Consider the following 19,852-nt stretch of genomic DNA (forward strand, 5'->3'; position numbering starts at 1 on the left):
CCGGTGCGGCGGACACGCACCTTGCCGCACACGCCCGCGGGGTGCCAAGTCGATGAAATCAGGTGTATAGCAAGGCGTGGGACCAGACCTGACGCCGCATAAGCGGCGACGGCCGGATTGTGGCCGGACCGGGCCGGGCTGATTGCTTCGGCAGCGACCTTGTGCGAGACAGCGCCCGCACGCTTCCCTCTTTGTCCAGGGCAATTGAATCCAGATGCGCATCCGGTCGATCGTTTTGCTTGGCTTGTCGCTGGGCCTTGCCGCCTGCGCTGAAAAGGGGGCCGGACCGGTCATCTCAACCGGTGACCGCTATGTTGCCGGACCCGCATCCGCGGCCGAGTACAAGTTGGGTGTGGGCGATCGTATCCGGATGGTCGTTTACAACGAAGCTGCGCTGAGCGGCGAGTTTTCGGTCGGCGCCAACGGCTCCGTGGCACTGCCCCTGATCGGCGAGGTGCCGGCTGCCGGCCGCACGGTGACCGAGATCGCTGCCGATGCCCGCGCTCGCTTTGCCGAAGGCTATCTGCGCGAGCCGAAGGTCAGCGCCGAGGTGATCGTTTTTCGCCCCTTCTTCATCCTGGGCGAGGTCGCGGCGCCGGGCAATTACCCCTATGCCGTCGGCCTGACCGCGCTGAACGCGATCGCGACCGCCAAGGGCTTCACGCCGCGCGCCAACCGCGACGTGGTGCAGATCCGCCGCCAGGGCGAGACGACGGAGACGACCTATCGCCTCACGCCCGAACTGATGGTCTATCCCGGCGACACGATCCGCATCGGGGAGCGGTTCTTCTGATCGTCCGTCGAAGCGCCGAGCGGGAGGCAATATCGCGATGACGTGGCGGCGCACGGCTCTCGCCTTGCCGGTGAGCCTGCTGGCGTCGCCGGCCCTGGCCCAGGTTGGCGAAGGACTGATCGTCAATCCGGACGTGCCGCAGGATTTCGATCGCGGGCGCAACGTCAGCGTGCAGGAGCAATTCCGGCCTGATTACGCCCCGCTGGGTGTCCGTTTGGGCGGCATGACGTTCTTCCCGCGGCTGGAAGCCGGTGGCGGCGGCACGACCAACGCCTATCTCGGCTCGGACGAGAAGACTGCGGCGGCGTTCGCCTATGTGCGCCCCTCCGCCCGGCTCACCTCCGGTTGGTCGCGCCACTTCCTGCAGCTCTCCGGCACGGCGACGCTGCGGAACTATCTCGGCGAATCGCGCCGCAACGAGCGGCTGTGGAATGCGGATGCCCGCGGGCGGGTAGACGTCAGCCGCACGTTCGAGATCGATCTGAACGCCAATGCCTCGCGCAATTTCGAGAATGTCTTCTCGGGCGAAGTCGCATCCAGCGTCGCCGCTCTGTCGCGCTATCGCCGCGATTTCGCCTCTGCACAGGCGACCTACACCAATGGTCGTATCCGCACCTTCCTGCTCGCCGACTATGCCGACTTCCGCTTTCAACCGCTGCCGCTGGCCGACGGCAGCGTGCGCGACCAGAGCGACCGCAATCGCAGCGTTGCCCGGCTGACCGGCCAGATCGAATATGCCCGCACCCCCAGCATTGCGCTCTTCGCGCAGCTGAGCGGCAGCAGCACCGATTTCACCGACTCCGCGTCGACCACCGGCCCGCTGCAGGACTCGAAGGCGGCACGCCTGCTGGGCGGCGTCAACGTCGATATCGCCGGTCGCATCCGCGGCACGATCAGCGTCGGCTACAGCATCCGCGACTACAAGTCCGGCACCTTCAGCACGGTGCGTGGTGTCTCGATCGACACGCGGGTGGAGGCCTTTCCCACGCCCCGGCTCACGATCGGCGCCACCGGCCAGCGCACCATCGAGGATTCGACGCTCAACAATCGTGCCCCATTCTGGAACACCCGCTTCAGCGTGCGTGCCGATTACGAGCTCCTCCGCAACCTGATCGTCAATGCGACGGCCGATTTCTCGCGCCAGCGCTATATTGACACGCCGCTGCGCGGGAACATCAACCGGGCGAGCACGGGGGCCCGCTATTTGGCGTCGCGCCGCGTCAGCCTGGAAGGCTCGGTGAGCTACAGCCGCCGCTCGACCAACGACGCGTTCACGCTCGGCGCGGTCAGCGAAGGCCGGCTCGATCTGGGCCTTGCGTATCATCTGTAAATTAACCACTCCCATCCGCCGGGCAGGTGGCGAGCAAGGAAGCCGTTGAGCATGGAAGTCAGACACGAAGCGGACGAATATGAGGCGCGGCTCGCCGATGCCGTCAGCGTCATCCGCGAAACCATCCGGCGCCGCTGGGTCGTGCTGCTCGCGGTCACCGCCGCGGTATTCATCGCCGCCTTCGTCCTCGTCTCGATGATGACGCCCGTCTACAGCGCCACTGCCAAGGTTCGGCTCGATCCCAGCCGCAGCCCGCTTGCCGGCAATGCGCAGCAGACGCGTGCCGAACTGTCGCAGGAAGCGATCGATACCGAGCTCACCACGATCCGCTCGGTCGATGTCGCGCGCGAAGTCGTCCGCGCGCAGGGGCTGACCGGCGATCCCGAATTCGCCGATTCGCTGAACCAGATCCGCAACGCCTCGCTCGCCAACAGCGAGGCGCGCCAGACGGTCGTCGCCAATGCGCTGCTCCAGCATCTCGCGGTCAGCCGCGAGAAGCAGACCTATGTTCTGAACATCGGCTTCAACTCGACCGATCCGGTCAAGGCCGCCCGCCTCGCCAACGCCTTCGCCGCCGCCTATATCGAGTTCCGCACCAAGCGCCGCGTCGGCACTGCGCGCGAGCAGAGCGAGTGGTTCCAGCAGCAGCTGGCCGATCTCGGCCGGCAGGCGAGCGAGGCCGAAGCCCGCGCGGCCGAGTTCCGCGCCCGCGCCGGCATCGTCGAGAGCAGCGCGCAGAACGGCACGTCCGGCACGATCGTCGATCAGCAGGTCGCACCGCTATCCGGTTCGCTCGCCTCCGCCGAGTCCGACGCCGCTGCTGCGCGGGCCAATCTGGCCGCTGCACGGGCGCAGGTCGGCCGCGGCGGGCTCGACACCGTGTCCGAGGTGCTCAGCTCGCCCGTCGTCGCCGATCTCCGCCGCCAGCGTGCCGAAGTGCTGCGCAGCAAGGGCGAGGTCGAGGCCCGCTATGGCGAGCGCCATCCCGAGAGCATCCGCGTCCGCGATCAGCTCGCCTCGATCGATTCGCAGCTCCAGGCCGAATCGCGCCGCATCGTCGGATCGCTGCAGGCGACCGCGGCATCGGCCGAGGCGCGCGCCAGCAGCCTGCGCAGCTCGCTCAACCAGCTGGAGCGCTCGCGCGAGAGCAGCGTTCGTGCCGCAACCACGGCGGAAAGCCTCGAGCGCGAGGCTGCTGCCAAGCGGGCACTGTTCGACAAGACGTCGCAGATGTCGCTCGACAGCATGCAGGCGGCCAGCGCCCAGATCGCCCAGGCCGAGGTGGTCAACTCCGCCGAAGTGCCCGCGCGGCCCAGCTCGCCCAACAAGCCACTGCTGCTGACGCTCGCCTTCCTCGTTGCCGCGGCCGCCGGCGGTGCCACGATCACCGCACAGGAAATGCTGAGCGGCGGGTTCCGCTCGGTCGAGGATCTGGAGGCGCAGCTCGGCATCCCGGTGCTCGCGGTCGTCCCGCGGGTGGGCAAGTCGGAGTCGCCGACCGAGCTCATGCTCGAGCGGCCGACCTCGATGTTCTCCGAATCCTTCCGCATCGCGCGTACCGCCATCCTCGGCACGCGTGGCGACGCGGGGGTGAAGGTGATCGCGCTCACCTCGTCGCTGCCGGCCGAGGGCAAGACGACCTCCGCCGTCGCGTTCGCCCGCACGCTGGCGATCGCCAATGCGCGCGTGATGCTGCTGGAATGCGATGTGCGCCGTGCCGCGGTGCGCCAGATCATCCGCGGCGGCGCGCCCAATGCGGGCCTCGTCGAGCTGCTGCACGGCGAGATCTCGCTGGAAGACGCGATCCGTCCGGGCGACGTGCCCAACCTTGATCAGATTCTGGTGGTCAGCCCCTATTTCTCGGCCGAGAATCTGTTCGGCGAGGGGCGCATGGAGAAGCTGCTCGACGTGCTGCGCGACCGCTACGACTATATCGTCATGGATCTCCCGCCGCTCATGGGGCTGGCCGATGGCCGCTATCTGGCGGTCCTGGCCGATGCCGTCGCGTTGATCGTCAAGTGGAACAGCACGCCTATTTCGGCGGCCAAGTCGGCGCTCGGCTGGCTGCGCGGTGATGGCAGCAAGCCGGTCGGCGTGATCTACACGCAGGTCGATCCGTCCGCCCATTCGGTCGGCGGCCTTTATTACTATTCCAAGCAATATTCCGACTATTACCAGGCCTGATCGGCCATCGGCCGGCGGTGCCTAGCGGCGCCGCCGGATCGTCTCCCGCAGGCGGCGCAGATCCCGCATCGGACGCATCGCCAAGCCCCGCATCGAGAAGCGGGTCTGCTTAACGTCGATGAGCGTGACCGCTCCCGCGGCGGAAATCGTGTGACAGCCATCGGTGAACGGTGCTGCTCCCGCCGGCGCACGCAGCATCCCTGTCGGCGCCACGACAATCCCCTCGGAATCGAGCCGCTCCACCCGCAGCAGCCGCAGCGCCGCGCCATAGGTGCCCTGACAATCCTGTACGGGCAGGTGCAGCGTGCCATCGAGCCTGAGCGGCGTGCCGCCCGGCCGCGCGCCTGCAGGATCGACCAGCACGGGATTGCCGGAATAGCCCATCCACGGCCCCACCAGCCGGTCCGCATAAGCCGCACACAGCTGCGTGAGCCGCGCCTCGGCCGGAAAGGCCGGGGCGTAGAACAGCCACCAGCGCCGGCCGTCATGATAGGGCGTCGCATCCAGCGGGACATGCGGCAACTCGATCCGGTGCGCCCGCTCCCAGCGATGCGGAAAGTGCGTCGCCCGGTAGAGCCAGAGGCCGCCCGATCCGAACGCCTCGGGCAGCATCCAGGTCTCGCCCTCCGCCTCGAAGACGTATGGGTAGGAGAGGTGCCAGGGCTCCTGCAGCACGACCGCCTGCTCGATCAGCTCGAACGCACTGTCATAGGTGGAAACGACGATGCGACCGACCGCGTCGCGATAGTCGAACTGCTCGGCAAAGACATGCAGCCGGCCGCCCCGCCACAGTCCGAACGGGTCGGCCAGGTAGCGCAGATTGCCCGATCCCGGCAGCCAGTGCAGTGGCAGCCCGTCGAGCGACCCGCGGCCCAGGATCTCGGCCGCAGGCGCATCGACGATGGCGCAGCGCCAGATGTCCTTCCTCAGCTGCATGCCATGCGCGTCCCCGGCCGCTCGCGACCGTCGATGGCCCTTGCGGCGCCCGCGTCTGGCACATCCGCCCGCTTGCGGAAACCCGACCGCTGCCCTAGCGAGCGGCAGGGGCTTGCAGGATCGGCCGCTGACGGATTGCGGGTCCGCGTGGCCGTGGCACGCCGTGCGTTATCTTCCGAGGTATGAGCGGACGGGTGCCCAGACAGCGAGCGGCGGAGTTCAGGGTGCTGGCGGTGTCCTCGGGTGGGGGGCATTGGGAAGAATTGATGCTGCTGCGGCCCGCACTCGCCGCCTTCGATCCCGAATTCGCCTCTACCAACAGCGAACTGGCCCAGCGTGACGGCGTAGCGCGCTTCCACCTCTTGCCCGATGCCAATCGCGATGGTCCGCGGCAGGCACTGCGCTGCTTTCTGGCCTCCATCCGGCTGGTCCGCCGGCTGCGCCCCGACATGGTGGTGACGACCGGCGCACTGCCGGGGCTATTCTGCCTGATCACCGCACGCCTGCTCGGCGCGCGCACCATCTGGATCGACAGCATCGCCAATTCCGATCAGCCTTCGCTCAGCGGGCAGTGCGCGCGGCCCTTCGCCAATCACTGGTTCACCCAGTGGCAGCACCTCGCCGGTCCGCGCCGGCGCTATGACGGCGCGCTGCTGTGATCCTGCTGACCGTCGGCACGCAGCTTCCGTTCGATCGCTTCGTCAGGATCGTCGATCGGCTGGCCCCCCAGCTGGATGAGCCCGTCTTCGCCCAGATCGGCCATGGCCGCTATCGGCCCGAGAACATGGCGTGGCAGGCCTTCATCGGCCCGATCGAGTTCGAGCGGCTGATCGGCGAATGCAGCTACATCGTCTCGCATGCCGGGATCGGCACGATGGTGATGGCGCAGAAGCATCGCAAGCCGATGATCCTGTTCCCGCGCCGCGCCGAGCTGGAGGAACATCGCAACGACCACCAGCTCGCCACCGTCCGCGCGCTCGACGGGCGGCCGGGCATCCGCATCGCCTATGACGAAGCGGGCCTCGCCAGCCTCATCGCCGACCCGCAGCCGGACCCGCCGGCGGTGGACCGGCTGCCCGAGCGCGACCGCCTGCGCCATGCCATCGCCGATCTGCTCGTCGCCGAGCAGCACCGCCGTATAGGGAGCTGATCCGCCGTGACCACGTCGTCGGAACCCCGCACCTTCCGCCTGCCGCGCGTCTCCCGCCTTGCGACGCGGCAGCGGGACACCGCGCCCGGGTGGAGCCTGCACCTTGCCACGCTGACCTTCGCCGCCTTGCTGGTGCTCGCGTTTCTCGGGCCCTGGATGGCGGAGAACAATGACGGCGTGCAGAGCCAGATCCGCACCGCAGGCTATGTCCTGCTGGCGGCGCTGACGATCGTCGCGATCCGCCCGTGGCGCCATCCCGAGCGGCTGCTGGTGATCCCCTGGCCGCTGGTGCTGGCGCTCGGCTGGTGTGCCCTCAGCCTCACCTGGGCGTTCGCCCCCGACGTGGGATTGCGGCGTCTGGCGCTGACGGTGACGGTCGCCTGGTCGCTCTTCGCGCTGGTGCGCCACCTCGGCATCGAGCGGGCGCTGCTGACGCTGAGTATCGTCCTCGCCGCCGCTCTGGCGGTCAATTACGCTTTCGTGCTGCTTTATCCCTCGATCGGCCTGCACGCGCCGAGCGGCGAGTTTTCCGGCAAGTGGCGCGGATTGATGGCGCACAAGAACTTCGCAGGTGAGCTTTGTGCCTATACGGTGCTCGTCTTCGCGTTCAACGAGGATCTGCACAAGGCGGCGCGGATCGCCGTCGCGGCGGCCGCGGGCATGTTCCTGCTCATGACCGATTCGGAAACGTCGCTGAAGATGGGCGTGGCCGCGCTGGTCTTCGGCGGCATTCTCTATCTCTTCGCCCGCAAGTTCGGCCGCCGCCAGCTGGCGCCGCCCGCAGCGGCGTGGGTCCTGTTCGCCATCCTGGCGGTGATCGCGATCAGCATGGCGCTGAACCCGTCTTATTATCTCCAGATGGTCAGCGATCCCGCTGCCTTCACCGGCCGGACGCAGATCTGGACCGCGCTGATCAAGGTCTATGCCGATCAGCCGCTCACCGGCGTCGGCTATGGCTCGCTGTGGGATCTCGGGCCGAACGGCCCGATCAATAATTACGCGACCGATTGGGTGACGGAGCAGAGCGAGGGGCATAATGGCTATTTCGACATGCTCGCGCAGATCGGCGGGCCGGGCACGCTGATCGTCCTGTTCGCGACATTGGTGTGGCCGGTGCAGCGGCTGCTGCGCGGCGGAGACCATCCCGCGCGCGCGCTGGCCGGGGCGATCCTGCTTTTCTGCCTGGGCCACAATTTTACCGAATCGACGATGCTCGATCGCGACGCGCTGAGCGAAGTGTTCCTGATCCTCGCCATCGCGCTGCTGTGGAATGCGACGGGCATGAGCGTCAGCGCGCCATCGGAGCTGCTGCGCCGATCCACCGGCCGGCGCAGCGGCGCCGCCTGATGCCGCCGCACGGCGGGGGACGGCGCCGCCTGCTGGTGCTCGGCGGCTCGCTCCACCATCCCGGCGGGCTCGAAGCCTATTGCGAGCGCGCGGCCGCCGCGGTGCAGCTCCACTCGCGCCGGTGGACGGCAGCGTGGTGGCCGTCCGAAACCGCCTATTTCAAGCCCGCCCGCATGGCTGCCGTCCGCGATGTGTGGCGGCGACTCGACCAAGTGGAAGCGGATCTCGTCTGGTTGCAGTGGAGCAACCTGCTCGATCTTGTCCTGCTGCAGCGTCTGCACGCGCAGGGCCTGCCGGTGCTGGTCACGCCGCATCTGGGCGCAGCAAGCCGGCTGCAACGCCTGCCGCTGCTGCGGCGGCTCTCCACCCGGCTGCTCGCGCAGGCAGACCGGCTGGCGCTGTTGTTCGACGCGCAGGATCGCGAGATTGCGCTCCCGCCCGCTTTGCCGCGCGACCGGATCGGCACCTTCCTGCCCGAGGAGGCGCTGAGCGAGTCCATCGCGCCGCGCGAGGGCAGCCATCTTCGCCTGATCCATGCCGGCCGGCTCTCGCGCGAAAAGGGCACGTTCCGCATGGTCGAGCTGTGCGCGGCGCTGCGAGACCGCGGCATGCCGGTCAGCGCCCGCATCGTCGGCCGGGCGGAACCTGCGGTCATGGCAGAGCTCAACCAGGCGATCTCAGCCGCAGACCTGGGCGACGTGCTGCACCTGACCGAATGGCTGGACGGCCCGGCGCTTCGTGCGGCCCTCGGCGAGGCGGACGTAATGGTCCACCTGTCGGAGCTCGACAGCTTTCCACTGATCGTTCTCGAGGCGCTCGCGGCAGGCGCGCTGCCCGTCGTCGCCGACATGGCCGGCGCCGCGGATATGGTGCGCCGCTATGACGGGCTGGTCACCCGCGGCAGCAGCGTCGCGGCGGCAGCGGACTGGCTTGCCGGGCAGGAGCTTGCCGCGATTCGCCGCCGCGGTGCCGAGGCGGCCGTGCAGGTTCGTGCAGAGCAGGCGTGGCCGCAACTGGTCGCGCGGTTGGAGGGGATTGCGGACGCGACCGTCGCGACCGCCGGGGTTAACGCCTAGAGTCGCTCAGAACGCGTTGCGGTGCACCACCACGCGCAAGGTGGCGAGCAGGATCAGGATGTCCCGCCCGATGCTCCATTCGTTGACATATTCGAGGTCGGCATCGAGCCGGTTGATCAGATCCTCGCGCCGGTGGGTCGCACCGCGAAACCCGCGCACCTGCGCCAGACCCGTCAGGCCGGGCTTGCACACGTGGCGGTGGTGGTAACGCTCGTCCACCTCCCAGAACAGCTGGTCGCCGGCAAGCGACCCCATGGCGTGCGGGCGCGGGCCGACGAAGCTCATGTCGCCCTTCAGGATGTTGAACAGCTGCGGCAGCTCGTCGATGCTGGTCGAGCGGATGATCCGGCCGATGCGGGTGACGCGCATGTCGTCGCGGCCGGCGGAGACGTTGCCGTCCTTGTCGCTCAGCTCCTGCCGCATGCTGCGGAATTTATAGACGTCGAACAGCTTGTTGCCGAGGCCGACACGCTTCTGCACGAACAGGATCGGCCCCGGGCTGTCGAGCAGCACAAGAATTGCGACGGTCAGCAGCAGCGGGGTGAGCACGACCAGCGCGGGCAGCACGAGCGCGAGATCGACGGTGCGTTTCAGCACCCGATCCCGCGTCTTGAAGCCGCCGGCGGAGATCAGCACCGTCGCGACGCCGGCAAAATGCTTGTTGCCGATCACGCCGACGGCATCCAGCTCCGGCACCAGCAGCTCGGCGCGCACGTCGCTGCCCTTCAGCACCGTCGCCCACTGCGCGCGATGTTCGGGCAGGCAGGCGACGAAGACCTGATCGACGCCGCCCAACTGCTTGGCCAACCGGTCGAGCGCGAGCGGGTGGATCGCATCCTGCCGGACCACGCGCGGCGTCGAGGTCACGCGCACGCCCGCCGGGCATGGCATGTCCACGCCGTCAAGGATGAGCAGGCGGCTGAGCGGCATCCCGCCGAACACGTGCGCGCACCACCAGCCGATCGCCGCGCGGCTGATCGCCAGCAGCAGCGCCGACGCGCCGAACGCCAGCGCAAGGCTGAGCCGCGAGATCGGCGCCGCCTGCTTGACGAGGAAGGCGATGAACACCGTCAGCATCAACGCGACGAACAGGTTCACCGCAGCCTTCAGCAACCCGCGCCGCCAATGCGCCAGGGTGGAGGCGGAATAGGTCCGGACGCTCAGGATCAGGTAGATCGGCAGCGCGGCGGTGAGCAGTCTCTGCTGGTCGACCAGCACCGCCGGCATCAGCCACAGGCTGATCAGGAAGCCCAGCGTCATCGCCAGCACATCGCCGATCAGCAGCGCCGTGTAAGCGCGCATGCGGAGCCGGCGCTTCACCGTCTCCGTCCTTTCGCCAGCCTGGTCAGTGCGCAGTTGTTTGTCGAATGGAGACCACTCCGACATACCTTGCCTGCCCCGCCGCCTTGATCTCGCGAAAGCGCCCCGTGTCAGCTCTACCCCGCTAGGGCTGGCGACGCGCGCTCTCCCTTCGGCCACAAAGCGGTAGGGGTCAAGAACGGCGACGACGCCAATATGCCCGATCCGGCACGTCTCGTCCCGGTCCGATCCACTTTCGTAGCATTCATCACGTTCGGTGCTGCCGAACGCCCGATCTAGCGGCGCACGACTCGCCAGTCCTGCAGGGTGAAGCGGCCGATGCCGCTCACCGGCTCAACACCGATGGCGACGCCCCACATCCACTCCTCTCCCGTGATCACGCGCTTCTGCTGCAACCAGCGCAGCGCCGCGAGCATGTCGAGGCTGCCCTGCGGGATATCGCCCGGCTGCTCGGGGGCGAACATGCAGAAGCGATCGGCCATCCGCACCGTCCAGCGCCGGCCCTGCGCATCGCGGTAGGTGCCGATCAGGCGGGACCGATTGAAGAACTGGCGGCTGCGGGGCGGCGTGTGCAGGAACCAGCCGATCTCGATCGTCTTGGCCTCCACATCCGTGGTGCTCGACCGCAGGTAGAATTCGGTGAGCACATTGCCGTCGCCCCAACGGTTCGCCAGCGACCAGCGGAACGCCTGGCTGAGCGCGGTCAGCGCCTTGACGCGGATCGGCGGCGCCGACTGCTCGGGCTCACCCCCGTCGTAATTGCCGTAGCTGACCTGATCATACCCCCACACGCCGGGGCCGTTGCTCGGCTGCAGCGGCGGCCAGCGCCAGTGCATCACGGTGTTCGCCGGGAAGCGCTTCAGGTCGACGATCGCGGCATCGGCATAGGGGGCCCAGGGTCGCGCCAGCGCCATGCTTTCGCCACCCCAGGGCGCCGCATAGGCGAACCAAGGCCCCTTGCTGAAGGGGGTGTTGGCCGGCACCAGCAACTGCCCCGGCCGGGCGGACGGCGCAGTCAGCCACACCGCTGCGCCCAGCAGGATGAGGGCCGCGACAATGGCAATCGAAGCAATGCGCAGCGCCCGCAACGGCGATCTCCCTGTCCTCACAACGCCCTAGCAGCCGCCCCCAACTGCGCAACAGCCCCGCCACACAGACTTGACCCCCACGCGTGCGCACGGCACGCAGATCGGCGATGGCAGGCGGGGAAGAGGATAGGACCGGCGGCCTGGGCCAGGACGGCCGCCCCGACACGTTCCGCTCCGTCCAGTATCTGCGCGCCGTCGCCGCGGCGATGGTGATGCTCTACCATGTCGGCTACGCCTTTGCCTTACTGCGGGATCATCCGCTGCGGCCGCACTGGCTGGCGGCCGGCGTCGATATATTCTTCGTCATCAGCGGCTTCGTGATGGTCCTGTCGACCGAGCGGCGCGAGATATCGGGTGGTCGCTTCCTCAAGGAACGGCTCGCGCGCGTCGTCCCGCTCTACTGGCTGGTGACGGGCGTGTTCGTCGCGATCATGGCGGCGCAGGGCCGCGTTCTGCCCGATGTCGAAGAAATCGCGAAATCGCTCCTGTTCATCTTCTACGACAATCCCCGCACGCACGAACCAAGCCCGATCGTGACCGCGGGTTGGACGCTCAACTACGAGCTGTTCTTCTACCTCGTCTTCGCGCTGCTGATCCGGCTCGCCACGCCGCTGCGGATCGGGGCGATGGCGGCGCTGTTCCTCGGCCTCGCCGCGCTGCGCCAGTTCGTGCCGCACGACGATGCCCTGCTGTTCCGCATGACCAGCCCGCAACCGCTGGAGTTCGTCGCCGGCATGGCGCTGGCCTATCAGCGCCACCTGCTACTGCGACTGCCGCCGGCGCTCGGCACCGCCGCGCTCGGTGCCGGCTTCGTCGGCCTCGCGCTGATCGACAGCGGCTTCAGCCGGGTCGTCCATTTCGCCCCCTGCGCCACCCTGATCGTCGCAGGCACGATCGCGTGCGAGCGGCTGCTGCGGACGGATCGGCCGCTGGCGCGGCTGCTGGGCGATTCGAGCTACAGCCTTTATCTCACCCACCCGCTCGTGCTTGAGGCGCTGCCCGCGGGCATGGTGCCGCCGACGTGGCGCTTGGCGGGTGCTGCGGCGACCTTGCTGGCCTGCCTCGGCGTCTCGCTCGCCTTCTATCGTTGGTTCGAGCTGCCGAGCCTGCGCTTCTTCCGACGCCGGCTGAAGGGGCATCCGGCACTAGCCCCGGCAGCGACGGCACGGATATGAACGGCCGCCCGCTTGTTGATCGACCGAGCCGGCCCTAATTGGATGGTTGTCTTGAGAATGCTCCGTCCTTGATCGTCCTCCGGTCCCTGTTCGGCAAGCGCGGCGCGCCGCGGACGGCGCCGGGTGAGCGCGTCTATGCCATTGGCGACGTCCATGGCCGGCCCGATCTGCTCGATGCCATGCTCGTCGAGATTGCGCGGCACGGCTCGGCACGCGGACCGGCGGCGCAGACGCACATCGTCTTCATCGGCGACATCATCGATCGTGGCCCCGATTCGCGCGGTGCGCTGGAACGGCTGGAAGCGGCGACCCGCCGCGCGCCCGAGATCGTGACGCTGCTCGGCAATCACGAGGAGATGATGCTCCGCGCGCTGGCCGGGGACGAGCCGACGCTGCGCGGCTGGATGCGCGTCGGCGGGGCCGAGACGGTGGCCAGCTTCGGCCTGCCGCCGTTCGCCGAGGCGGAGGATCCGGTGCCCTGGATCGCCGAGCTGCGCCGTGCGGTGCCGGCCGAGTGGGTCGAGTGGATCCGCGGCTGGCCCCTCATCGTCCGCTCGGGCGATTATTTCCTGTGCCATGCCGGGATCAAGCCGGGCGTGCCGCTCAAGCGCCAGTTGCGCCGCGACTTCCTCTGGTCGCGCGAGGAATTCCTCGACGACATGCGCGATCATGGTGCGGTCATCGTCCACGGCCACACCATCTCCGATTCGGTCGAGCTGCGCGGCAACCGGATCGGCATCGACACCGGCGCCTACCGGACGGGCACGCTGAGCGCCGTCTGCCTGGATGGCGAGACGGTCGAGGTGCTGGCGGTCCACCGGGGCGAGGCGGCCGCCTGATCCGGTCGGTCAGGCGGGCCGGCGCAGCAGATAATAGCCGATGCGGTGGCGCATCGCGGCCTTCGCCAGCTCCGCCGCCAGTCGCGCCGTCCCCCGCGCCAGCGCCCGGGGTCCGGCCGTGTCGATCGACACGCTGCGCCGCCGCGTCTGCGCGACGACCTTGAGGCCGTTGGCCGCCGCCAGCCAGGCGATCGTCTCCGGGCCGTAAGCGTTCAGATGCTCGAGCGGCTGGATGGCGCCGAACGCCTCCGCATCCCCCGGCATCGCACGCGCGCCCCCCTCGGCGAACAAGGCCGTGCGCGGCATGCCCTTGGCCGGCAGCAGCGTCCCCAGCCGCCCGCGATAGGGCACGGCAATCTTGAACAGCCCGCCCGGCGCCACGGCCTGCGCCAGCCGGGCGATGTCACGGCCCGGATGGGTCAGATGCTCCAGCACCTGCTCGGTGTGGACGAGATCGAACGCCATGCCGTCGATCGCCGCATCGTCGATCACCTCGATGCCGAGCGAGCGCCCCATCCGCTTCTTGTCGTCACCGATCTCGGTCGCATAGACGGTCGCCCCCATTGCCCGCGCCACCCGGGCATAGCGCCCCTGCCCCATGCCGAAATCCAGCATGGTGATGTCGGCGGGCGCCTTGCCCAGCTGCTCGAACAAGGTCGCGAACTCGCCGGCGATGCGCTGGAAGTTGTCGATCGTCAGCAGCTGCCGCTCATAAGCCTCTAGAAAGGCAGGGCCGATCATGCGGGTGTAGATGATCTCCATCAGCGCATCGTTCGGCGCCCAGCGCTGGTAGATCAGATCGCACCGCCGGCAGCGATCGACGACGAACTCCGCTCCCTCCAGCAGCGCCCAATCGACCTCGCCCTGTTCGGCAAAGGCGGAGCTGACCAGCGAGCGCACCGGATCCTCGGCATAAGGATGCGCGTAGAGCCGCGCGGGCCTGTCCGCATGGCAGAGCGGGCAGGCGTCGCGCTCCTCGAAACCGGGCGTGGCTGGCATCATGGTCGATCCACAGGCGGGAGGGGAGAGGCAGGGCCGCGCTCCCGGCGCAGCGCTGCGACGGCGCGTGCGACGATCCAGCTGCTGACGAGCCAGCCGGGCACGATCGCCGCAATGGTCCAGACGGGGGTGGCAAAGGCGATCGCCAGCAGCACGCCGACGACGCTGACCATCGCCGCCCGCAACGCCGCCCCTGCCAGCGTCCGGAACGCGCCCGCCGCCTGCAACAGCACGTTGCCCGGCACCTGCAGGATGATGGCCAGCGACACCGCCGCCCACAGCGCCGCCGCCAGCCGCAGCGTGGCCGGATCATAGGCGGCGGGGAAGACGAGCGTCGGCTGGACCAGCAGGATCGTCGCCCCGAGCGCCACCGTGACGCTCCACACGAGCAGCAGCACCGCGCGGACCAGCCGCATCGAGCGATCCACCTCATGCATCGCATTCACGCTGAGCGACCGGGCGAGCTGCGCCCGCTCATAATCGATCAGCGCATTCTGGATCACGTTGATCGGCCGGACCAGCAGTGCGCTCGCCGCGATCGGCGCGATCGTCGCAGGGCCGGCCAAGAAGGTCAGCAGATAGATGTGCGCGTTCGCCACCGCCTCGATCGCCGCCACCGCCTGCAGCGACCAGCGCGCATGCGCCCGCCAGATCGCGCGATACCCGCCCGCCGACGCGCGGTGCGGCGTCAGCAGGAGCCACACATAGCCGCGGCCGAGGCTCGCCACCGCAAGCGCGGAGCCGAGCGCGAGCGACGCATAGACCGCGTCGGCGGGCGCAACCCCGAAGCGGCTCACCGCCGCGCCGAAGGTGGCGAGCGTCACGCCGGCATAGGTCATGTCCGACAGCGTCACGCGCCAGGCGCCCCCCGCCGCATAGCGCCACGCCCGTCCGACCGAGCGCAGGATGGTCAGCGTGGCGAACAGGCCGTAGATCATGGCCGTCCACGCCCCCACCCCCACCGCAAGCGCCAGCAGCACGTAGGCCGGCCACGCCAGCAGCCCCGCCGCCACCGCCGCGGAGGTCACGCTGGCGGACACGGCCGCGCGGTCCTGCTCGGCAGATGCGTGCAGAGCGTGGAGCGGCGCTGCGAACAGCGCACTGGATAGCGCGATGGTGAAGGCCGCGGCAGCGAACAGGACGGTAAAGATGCCGAACGCCTCGGGTCGCTCCAGCCGCAGCATCGCGAACGACAGCAGGAAGTTGGCGCCCGCCACCGCCACCGGCCCGGCTGCAGCCAGCACATAGCGTTGCAGGCGCGCCGCATCCGATGCGCGGGGTGTGGCGGCCAGGCCCACGCTGCCTCGGCGGATCAGGCTCGCCCCGCCCCGTTCATGCCGCGCGTGGGGTCGCGACGAAGATCGTCTCGCCCCGCTCCAGACCGTAGCGGCTGACCGCCGGCTCCTGCGCGACGTCGGCCGTGAAATCGAGCCCGGCCCGCGTCATGCGATCGCGGAAATCGCGGCCATAGAGACGCAGGTGATCGTCCTTGTTGAAGTGCAGATCGCGCCCCGCCTCGCTGGTGATCGACGGATCCTCATAGGTCTCGGCCCAGGCATCGAACATCGGCACCGATAGCAGCGCCCGCCCGCCTGGGCGCAGCACGCGCGCAATCTCGGTCAGCGCCTTGTGGTCGTCGGGCACATGTTCGAGCACGTTGTGGCAGATGATCGTGTCGAACGTGGCGTCCGGAAACGGGATGGCCTGCAGATCGACCTGCGTCTCCCCCTTGGTCGGCACATAAGCGGCCCGGACATAGTTGCCGCCGCTCGCCTGCATCCGCGCGGTGTATCGCTTGTCGAAGCAGGGTTCGGGGGCGAAGTGCAGCACCGTCCTGCCGTCCAGCCAGTCGGGGTGGCGCTCCATAAGGAGGTGATGCTGGCGATGGCGTCCGACCGAGCGGCAGTTCGGGCATTCGCCGTCGAACACCATCGGCTGGCGCCCCTTGGCCCAGAACCGGCCGTGATAGCCGCAGATCGGGCAATCACGCGGGTGACGGCCACGCACGTCGCGGAAGGCGCGCGCACCAAGCTCCACCAGCACCAGCTGGTCGACCAGCTTGCGCGGCAGCACCGTTTTCACCGCACGACGTACCATCCTGCCGATCATGCCGCGCCGGTCTCCATCGTCTGTGCCGCCCTGCCCATGGCAGAGCGCATGACGGATTTTGCGGAAGAAGTCACCGCGGCAAAGCCGGCCTTGCTGCACCGCGGCGGCACGCCCCGCGCCTCACCGTTCCGGCGGATCGACGAACTCGACAGAGCGGAAGCCGCGATCGGCCAGCTCGAACGTGATCTTGGCAAGGCAGCTCCGGCTGGCACCACGCGGCTCCAGCACGCGCAGCGGCCGCCCCTCGGGCCAGCCGTCCGCCATCCGCTGCAGCGCCCGCCCGTCGAGCCGCGATCCGGCATAGACCAGCTCGCACCGCCCCCGCACCGCGCGCACGACGATGTCGGGCGGCGGCGGCTCGGCCGCTTGCGCCAGGAGCAGGAGGAAGCCAGCAACGAACATGGACGCGTCATGCCGCTGCCGCCAATGCGGCACAAGCATTGGCGATCGACGCGCTTGTCCACGCCGCGATCGTGCGGCACAGGCGGGCCCGACTGGCCGGAGCGAGAACGGCATGCGGAAGACGAGCCGGCGGCAAGGGCTGGCGATGGTGCTGCGCCTCGACAATCGGCCGGTGATTCTGGTCGGCGAAGGGGCGGAGGCGGAGGCGATACGCCGGATGCTCGAGCGCGAGGGTGCGCGCATCGTCGCGGAAGGCAGCAAATCGGTGCTGGGCATCGTCGTCGGCGACGATGCGGGCGCGATCTCACGGCTGAAGGTCCGCGGCGTGCTGGTCCACGCGATCGACCGGCCCGATCTGTCCGACTTCTCCCTGCCCGGGCGCGAGGCTGCACCCGCTCCGGAGGCACCGGCTGTCCCTGCCCCCGTGCCCACGCCCGCCCCGGTGCCGCCGGCTGCGCCCGTGGCAGCGGCACCGGCACCACCGGTCGATGAACCTGGAGCGATCGTGCTGCTGGATGGTCCGCGGGGTCGCGGTGAAGCGCTGCGCCGGTTGCCCGGTGCCGTCGGTGCCGCGATCCTCCGGTCGGCACCGCCGGTGATCTCGGCCGTCACGGCGCTCGCCCGCCCACTCCGTCCGACGCCGCGCGATCGGGTCGCGCTCGATGCGGCGCTTGCCAGAGGCGGTCCGCTCGACGAAACTACGGCACCCAGGCCAGACGGCGAGAACGCGGCGCCACCCAGTCCAAGCGACAGTTAACGCCTCCTTGGTCGAGCGCTTGAACGCAAATTAAAGGATCGCGCCGCTACATCCTGAGACTGTGTGTCCTGGAGCGGCCCGTGGTATTTAAGCCCATCATCAAGGTGCTGTGCGCCGTCTCGCTCGCCACGGTTGCCGTGGCAGGTCAGGCCACGTTGGCCGCCCGCCCCGCCGCGGGCCTCGGCGGCGCTCAGGCCGCCGCCGCGCCGGCTGCCGCAGCGGCTCCCGCTGCTGCTGCCGGTGCCGTCGCGGCAGGCCTGTCCGCCACCACCATCGCCATCGGCGCAGCGCTCACCGCCCTGGCCGCCTATGTCGGCAGTGAGGCGTTCAAGTCGGATACGCGGCCGACCAGCCCCTGAGCGCCGCCGCCTTTCCCCTGCGCGGGCAGAGGCCTATCCCCCGCGCATGAACGATGCGATTCTCGGCTCGCGGATCCTCTACCAGGGCTGGCTGACGCTTCGCATGCTGCAGCTGCGCCTGTCTGGCGACGAATGTGAGCGGACGCTGATCGAGCATCCGTCCGGCTCCGCCCTGCTCGCCTTCGATCCCGCGCGCCGCGTCGCCACGGTGCTGACGCAGACACGCTACGCCCCGCTGTTCCTCGGCGTGCCGCCGCTGGCCGAAGCGGTCGGCGGTGTCGGTGAGGCCGAGCCGCCGGCCGAGACGGCGCGGCGCGAGGCCCTGGAGGAGATCGGCCTAAGCCTGCACGCCGTGGAACCTGTCGGCCACGTCTGGATGACGCCTTCGACGACGACCGAGCGGGTGCACCTGTTCCTCGCCGAATATGGCCCGGAAGACCGCATCGAACAGGGCGGCGGCGCAGCGGGCGAGCAGGAAGACATCGCCTTCTCGGAACGGCCGCTGGCCGAACTGTGGGCAGACACCCAGAGCGGGCGCGTGACCGATGCCAAGCTGTTCATGCTGCTGCACGCGCTCCGCGTGCGCCGCCCCGATCTGTTCGAGGCCGATTGAGGCCGGCAGGCGCTTGTGGAGAAGCGCCTGCCGCCAGTCGATCTCAGGCCGCCGCGCCGCGGCCGATCGCGCTGTAGCGCAGGCCTGCGCGGGCCGCCTCGTGAGGACGGTAGATGTTGCGCAGATCGACCAGCACGGGCGACTTGAGCAGCGAGGCGATGCGCTTCAGGTCGAGCGCGCGGAACGCATCCCACTCGGTCACGATCACCAGCGCATCGGCGCCCTCGATCGCGGCGTAGGGCTCGTCGGCGAACTCGACGTTCGGCATCATCTTCTCGGCATGCGGCCGCCCTTGCGGATCGTAGGCGCGGACGTGGACGCCCGCATCCTCCAGCGCCTGCACCAGCGCGAGGCTGGGCGCGTCGCGCATGTCGTCGGTGTTCGGCTTGAAGGTAAGGCCGAGCAGCGCGACCGTCTGCCCGCGCGGATCGCCGTCGAGCGCCTTCAGCACCTTGCGGCCCATTGCCCGCTTGCGCGTGTCGTTCACCTGCACGACCGCCTCGACGATGCGCAGCGGCGATTCGTGATCGTCCGCCGTCTTCAGCAGCGCCAGCGTGTCCTTGGGGAAGCAGGAGCCGCCATAGCCCGGGCCGGCATTGAGGAACTTCGGCCCGATGCGATTGTCCGAACCCATGCCGCGCGACACGTCCTGCACGTCCGCGCCGACGATCTCGCAAAGGTCGGCCAGCTCGTTGATGAAGGTGATCTTGGTCGCGAGGAAGGCGTTGGCGGCATATTTGATCAGCTCGGCCGTGCGCCGGCCGGTCACCATCAGCGGCGCCTGGTTGAGCGCCAGCGGGCGATAGAGCTCGCGCATCACCTGAGTCGCCGCCTCGTCCTCCGAGCCGATCACGACACGGTCGGGGCGCTTGAAGTCCTCGATCGCCGCGCCCTCGCGCAGGAATTCGGGGTTGGAGACGGCGCGCGCCGGCAGGTCGGGCCGTGCCTCGCGCAGGATGCGCTCCACCTTGTCGCCGGTGCCGACCGGCACGGTCGACTTGGTGACGATGACGCACGGGCCAGTCAGCGCCTGCGCGATTTCCTCCGCCGCGCCGAAGACGTAGGAGAGATCGGCATGGCCGTCGCCGCGACGGGATGGCGTGCCGACCGCGATGAACACCGCGTCCGCGCCGGCAATGCCCTTGGCCAGATCGGTGGTGAAGGACAGCCGGCCCGCCTTCACGTTCGTCTCGACCAGCTTGTCCAGCCCCGGCTCGTAGATCGGCATGATGCCGCGTTCGAGCGACTCGATCTTCGAGGCGTCGCGGTCGATGCAGACCACCTCGTGACCGAAGTCGGAAAAGCAGGCCCCTGACACGAGCCCGACATAGCCCGTCCCGACCATCGCGACCCGCATCTATTCCCCCAAATATCG

General features: G+C 69.0%; 20 protein-coding genes. 12 read left to right on the plus strand and 8 right to left on the minus strand.

Annotated features, from left to right (window positions below; all coding sequences use genetic code 11):
- The first annotated feature begins 292 nt into the window (after nt 1–292).
- From BM360_RS17180 to BM360_RS17190, 3 genes are read left to right on the plus strand one after another with little or no spacing between them, the layout of a single operon-like run.
- Nucleotides 293–793: a polysaccharide biosynthesis/export family protein gene (locus BM360_RS17180; protein WP_278247477.1), complete on the plus strand. Its 501-nt coding sequence runs from the start codon at nt 293–295 to the stop codon at nt 791–793.
- 37 nt (nt 794–830) lie between these two features.
- Complete coding sequence (locus BM360_RS17185; RefSeq protein WP_093316474.1) at nt 831–2,123, plus strand: outer membrane beta-barrel protein; 1,293 nt, start codon at nt 831–833, stop codon at nt 2,121–2,123.
- Between the two features lie 51 nt (nt 2,124–2,174).
- Nucleotides 2,175–4,307, plus strand: coding sequence for a GumC family protein (locus tag BM360_RS17190; RefSeq protein WP_093316477.1), 2,133 nt, complete (start codon nt 2,175–2,177; stop codon nt 4,305–4,307).
- A gap of 21 nt (nt 4,308–4,328) precedes the next feature.
- Here BM360_RS17190 and BM360_RS17195 read toward each other — a convergent pair whose 3' ends face one another.
- Nucleotides 4,329–5,243, minus strand: coding sequence for a glucosamine inositolphosphorylceramide transferase family protein (locus BM360_RS17195; RefSeq protein ID WP_093316481.1), 915 nt, complete (start codon nt 5,241–5,243; stop codon nt 4,329–4,331).
- Nucleotides 5,244–5,437: 194 nt separating this feature from the next.
- Between BM360_RS17195 and BM360_RS17200 the strand changes: the two genes are divergently transcribed.
- The 4 genes from BM360_RS17200 to BM360_RS17215 are packed head-to-tail and all read left to right on the plus strand — an operon-like array spanning nt 5,438 to nt 8,816.
- A complete protein-coding gene (locus BM360_RS17200) occupies nt 5,438–5,902 on the plus strand; it encodes a UDP-N-acetylglucosamine transferase subunit ALG14 (RefSeq protein ID WP_242653549.1) in 465 nt (154 codons plus the stop codon).
- A complete protein-coding gene (locus tag BM360_RS17205) occupies nt 5,899–6,393 on the plus strand; it encodes a glycosyltransferase (protein WP_093316486.1) in 495 nt (164 codons plus the stop codon). Before BM360_RS17200 ends, BM360_RS17205 begins: the two co-directional genes overlap by 4 nt.
- A gap of 6 nt (nt 6,394–6,399) precedes the next feature.
- Nucleotides 6,400–7,740, plus strand: a complete 1,341-nt coding sequence (locus tag BM360_RS17210) for an O-antigen ligase family protein (RefSeq protein ID WP_093316488.1) — start codon at nt 6,400–6,402, stop codon at nt 7,738–7,740.
- Nucleotides 7,740–8,816 (plus strand): glycosyltransferase family 4 protein, encoded by a 1,077-nt coding sequence (locus BM360_RS17215; protein WP_131819288.1) that lies wholly within the window; start codon nt 7,740–7,742, stop codon nt 8,814–8,816. The genes BM360_RS17210 and BM360_RS17215 overlap by 1 nt, the downstream gene beginning before the upstream one ends.
- A 6-nt stretch (nt 8,817–8,822) precedes the next feature.
- On the opposite strand, the gene BM360_RS19695 is transcribed toward BM360_RS17215, so the two are convergent.
- The gene (locus tag BM360_RS19695) at nt 8,823–10,136 is read right to left on the minus strand and encodes a sugar transferase (protein ID WP_242653550.1); all 1,314 of its coding nucleotides are present in this window, start codon (nt 10,134–10,136) and stop codon (nt 8,823–8,825) included.
- Between the two features lie 275 nt (nt 10,137–10,411).
- Nucleotides 10,412–11,224, minus strand: a complete 813-nt coding sequence (locus tag BM360_RS17225) for a hypothetical protein (protein WP_093316496.1) — start codon at nt 11,222–11,224, stop codon at nt 10,412–10,414.
- Between the two features lie 107 nt (nt 11,225–11,331).
- On the opposite strand from BM360_RS17225, the gene BM360_RS17230 reads away from it, so the two are divergent.
- Nucleotides 11,332–12,399 carry an acyltransferase family protein gene (locus BM360_RS17230; protein WP_093316499.1) on the plus strand — a complete coding sequence of 356 codons (1,068 nt, stop codon included), beginning with the start codon at nt 11,332–11,334 and terminating at the stop codon, nt 12,397–12,399.
- A 68-nt stretch (nt 12,400–12,467) separates the two neighbouring features.
- Complete coding sequence (locus BM360_RS17235) at nt 12,468–13,238, plus strand: metallophosphoesterase family protein (protein ID WP_242653551.1); 771 nt, start codon at nt 12,468–12,470, stop codon at nt 13,236–13,238.
- Between the two features lie 9 nt (nt 13,239–13,247).
- On the opposite strand, the gene BM360_RS17240 is transcribed toward BM360_RS17235, so the two are convergent.
- From BM360_RS17240 to BM360_RS17255, 4 genes are all read right to left on the minus strand, one after another.
- A complete protein-coding gene (locus BM360_RS17240; RefSeq protein ID WP_093316502.1) occupies nt 13,248–14,240 on the minus strand; it encodes a class I SAM-dependent methyltransferase in 993 nt (330 codons plus the stop codon).
- Nucleotides 14,237–15,535 (minus strand): MATE family efflux transporter, encoded by a 1,299-nt coding sequence (locus BM360_RS17245; protein ID WP_093316506.1) that lies wholly within the window; start codon nt 15,533–15,535, stop codon nt 14,237–14,239. The genes BM360_RS17240 and BM360_RS17245 overlap by 4 nt, the downstream gene beginning before the upstream one ends.
- 34 nt (nt 15,536–15,569) lie before the next feature.
- Nucleotides 15,570–16,346: a class I SAM-dependent methyltransferase gene (locus tag BM360_RS17250; protein ID WP_093316508.1), complete on the minus strand. Its 777-nt coding sequence runs from the start codon at nt 16,344–16,346 to the stop codon at nt 15,570–15,572.
- A 120-nt stretch (nt 16,347–16,466) separates the two neighbouring features.
- Nucleotides 16,467–16,748: a hypothetical protein gene (locus tag BM360_RS17255; protein WP_131819289.1), complete on the minus strand. Its 282-nt coding sequence runs from the start codon at nt 16,746–16,748 to the stop codon at nt 16,467–16,469.
- Between the two features lie 112 nt (nt 16,749–16,860).
- Here BM360_RS17255 and BM360_RS17260 point away from each other — a divergent pair, with 112 nt between their 5' ends.
- From BM360_RS17260 to BM360_RS17265, 3 genes are all read left to right on the plus strand, one after another.
- Nucleotides 16,861–17,505, plus strand: coding sequence for a hypothetical protein (locus BM360_RS17260; protein ID WP_131819290.1), 645 nt, complete (start codon nt 16,861–16,863; stop codon nt 17,503–17,505).
- A gap of 80 nt (nt 17,506–17,585) precedes the next feature.
- On the plus strand, nt 17,586–17,864 hold the full coding sequence (locus BM360_RS19805; protein ID WP_207544636.1) for a hypothetical protein: 279 nt from the start codon (nt 17,586–17,588) through the stop codon (nt 17,862–17,864).
- A 46-nt stretch (nt 17,865–17,910) separates the two neighbouring features.
- Nucleotides 17,911–18,477, plus strand: coding sequence for an NUDIX domain-containing protein (locus BM360_RS17265; RefSeq protein ID WP_165611353.1), 567 nt, complete (start codon nt 17,911–17,913; stop codon nt 18,475–18,477).
- A gap of 43 nt (nt 18,478–18,520) precedes the next feature.
- Here the strand turns inward: BM360_RS17265 and BM360_RS17270 are convergent, their stop codons facing one another.
- Nucleotides 18,521–19,834: a UDP-glucose dehydrogenase family protein gene (locus BM360_RS17270; protein ID WP_093316519.1), complete on the minus strand. Its 1,314-nt coding sequence runs from the start codon at nt 19,832–19,834 to the stop codon at nt 18,521–18,523.
- Nucleotides 19,835–19,852 lie beyond the last annotated feature (18 nt).

This window comes from Sphingomonas jatrophae, assembly GCF_900113315.1.
GTDB classification, from domain to species: domain Bacteria; phylum Pseudomonadota; class Alphaproteobacteria; order Sphingomonadales; family Sphingomonadaceae; genus Sphingomonas_P; species Sphingomonas_P jatrophae.

Excerpts from the sequence above, each read along its gene's own strand:
- BM360_RS17265 (WP_165611353.1), top strand. The coding sequence starts at position 17,911 with ATGAACGATGCGATTCTCGGCTCGCGGATCCTCTACCAGGGCTGGCTG.
- BM360_RS17190 (WP_093316477.1), top strand. The coding sequence starts at position 2,175 with ATGGAAGTCAGACACGAAGCGGACGAATATGAGGCGCGGCTCGCCGAT.
- BM360_RS17195 (WP_093316481.1), bottom strand. The coding sequence starts at position 5,243 with ATGCAGCTGAGGAAGGACATCTGGCGCTGCGCCATCGTCGATGCGCCT.
- BM360_RS17260 (WP_131819290.1), top strand. The coding sequence starts at position 16,861 with ATGCGGAAGACGAGCCGGCGGCAAGGGCTGGCGATGGTGCTGCGCCTC.
- BM360_RS17255 (WP_131819289.1), bottom strand. The coding sequence starts at position 16,748 with ATGTTCGTTGCTGGCTTCCTCCTGCTCCTGGCGCAAGCGGCCGAGCCG.
- BM360_RS17215 (WP_131819288.1), top strand. The coding sequence starts at position 7,740 with ATGCCGCCGCACGGCGGGGGACGGCGCCGCCTGCTGGTGCTCGGCGGC.
- BM360_RS17270 (WP_093316519.1), bottom strand. The coding sequence starts at position 19,834 with ATGCGGGTCGCGATGGTCGGGACGGGCTATGTCGGGCTCGTGTCAGGG.
- BM360_RS17185 (WP_093316474.1), top strand. The coding sequence starts at position 831 with ATGACGTGGCGGCGCACGGCTCTCGCCTTGCCGGTGAGCCTGCTGGCG.
- BM360_RS17250 (WP_093316508.1), bottom strand. The coding sequence starts at position 16,346 with ATGATCGGCAGGATGGTACGTCGTGCGGTGAAAACGGTGCTGCCGCGC.
- BM360_RS17230 (WP_093316499.1), top strand. The coding sequence starts at position 11,332 with ATGGCAGGCGGGGAAGAGGATAGGACCGGCGGCCTGGGCCAGGACGGC.
- BM360_RS17240 (WP_093316502.1), bottom strand. The coding sequence starts at position 14,240 with ATGATGCCAGCCACGCCCGGTTTCGAGGAGCGCGACGCCTGCCCGCTC.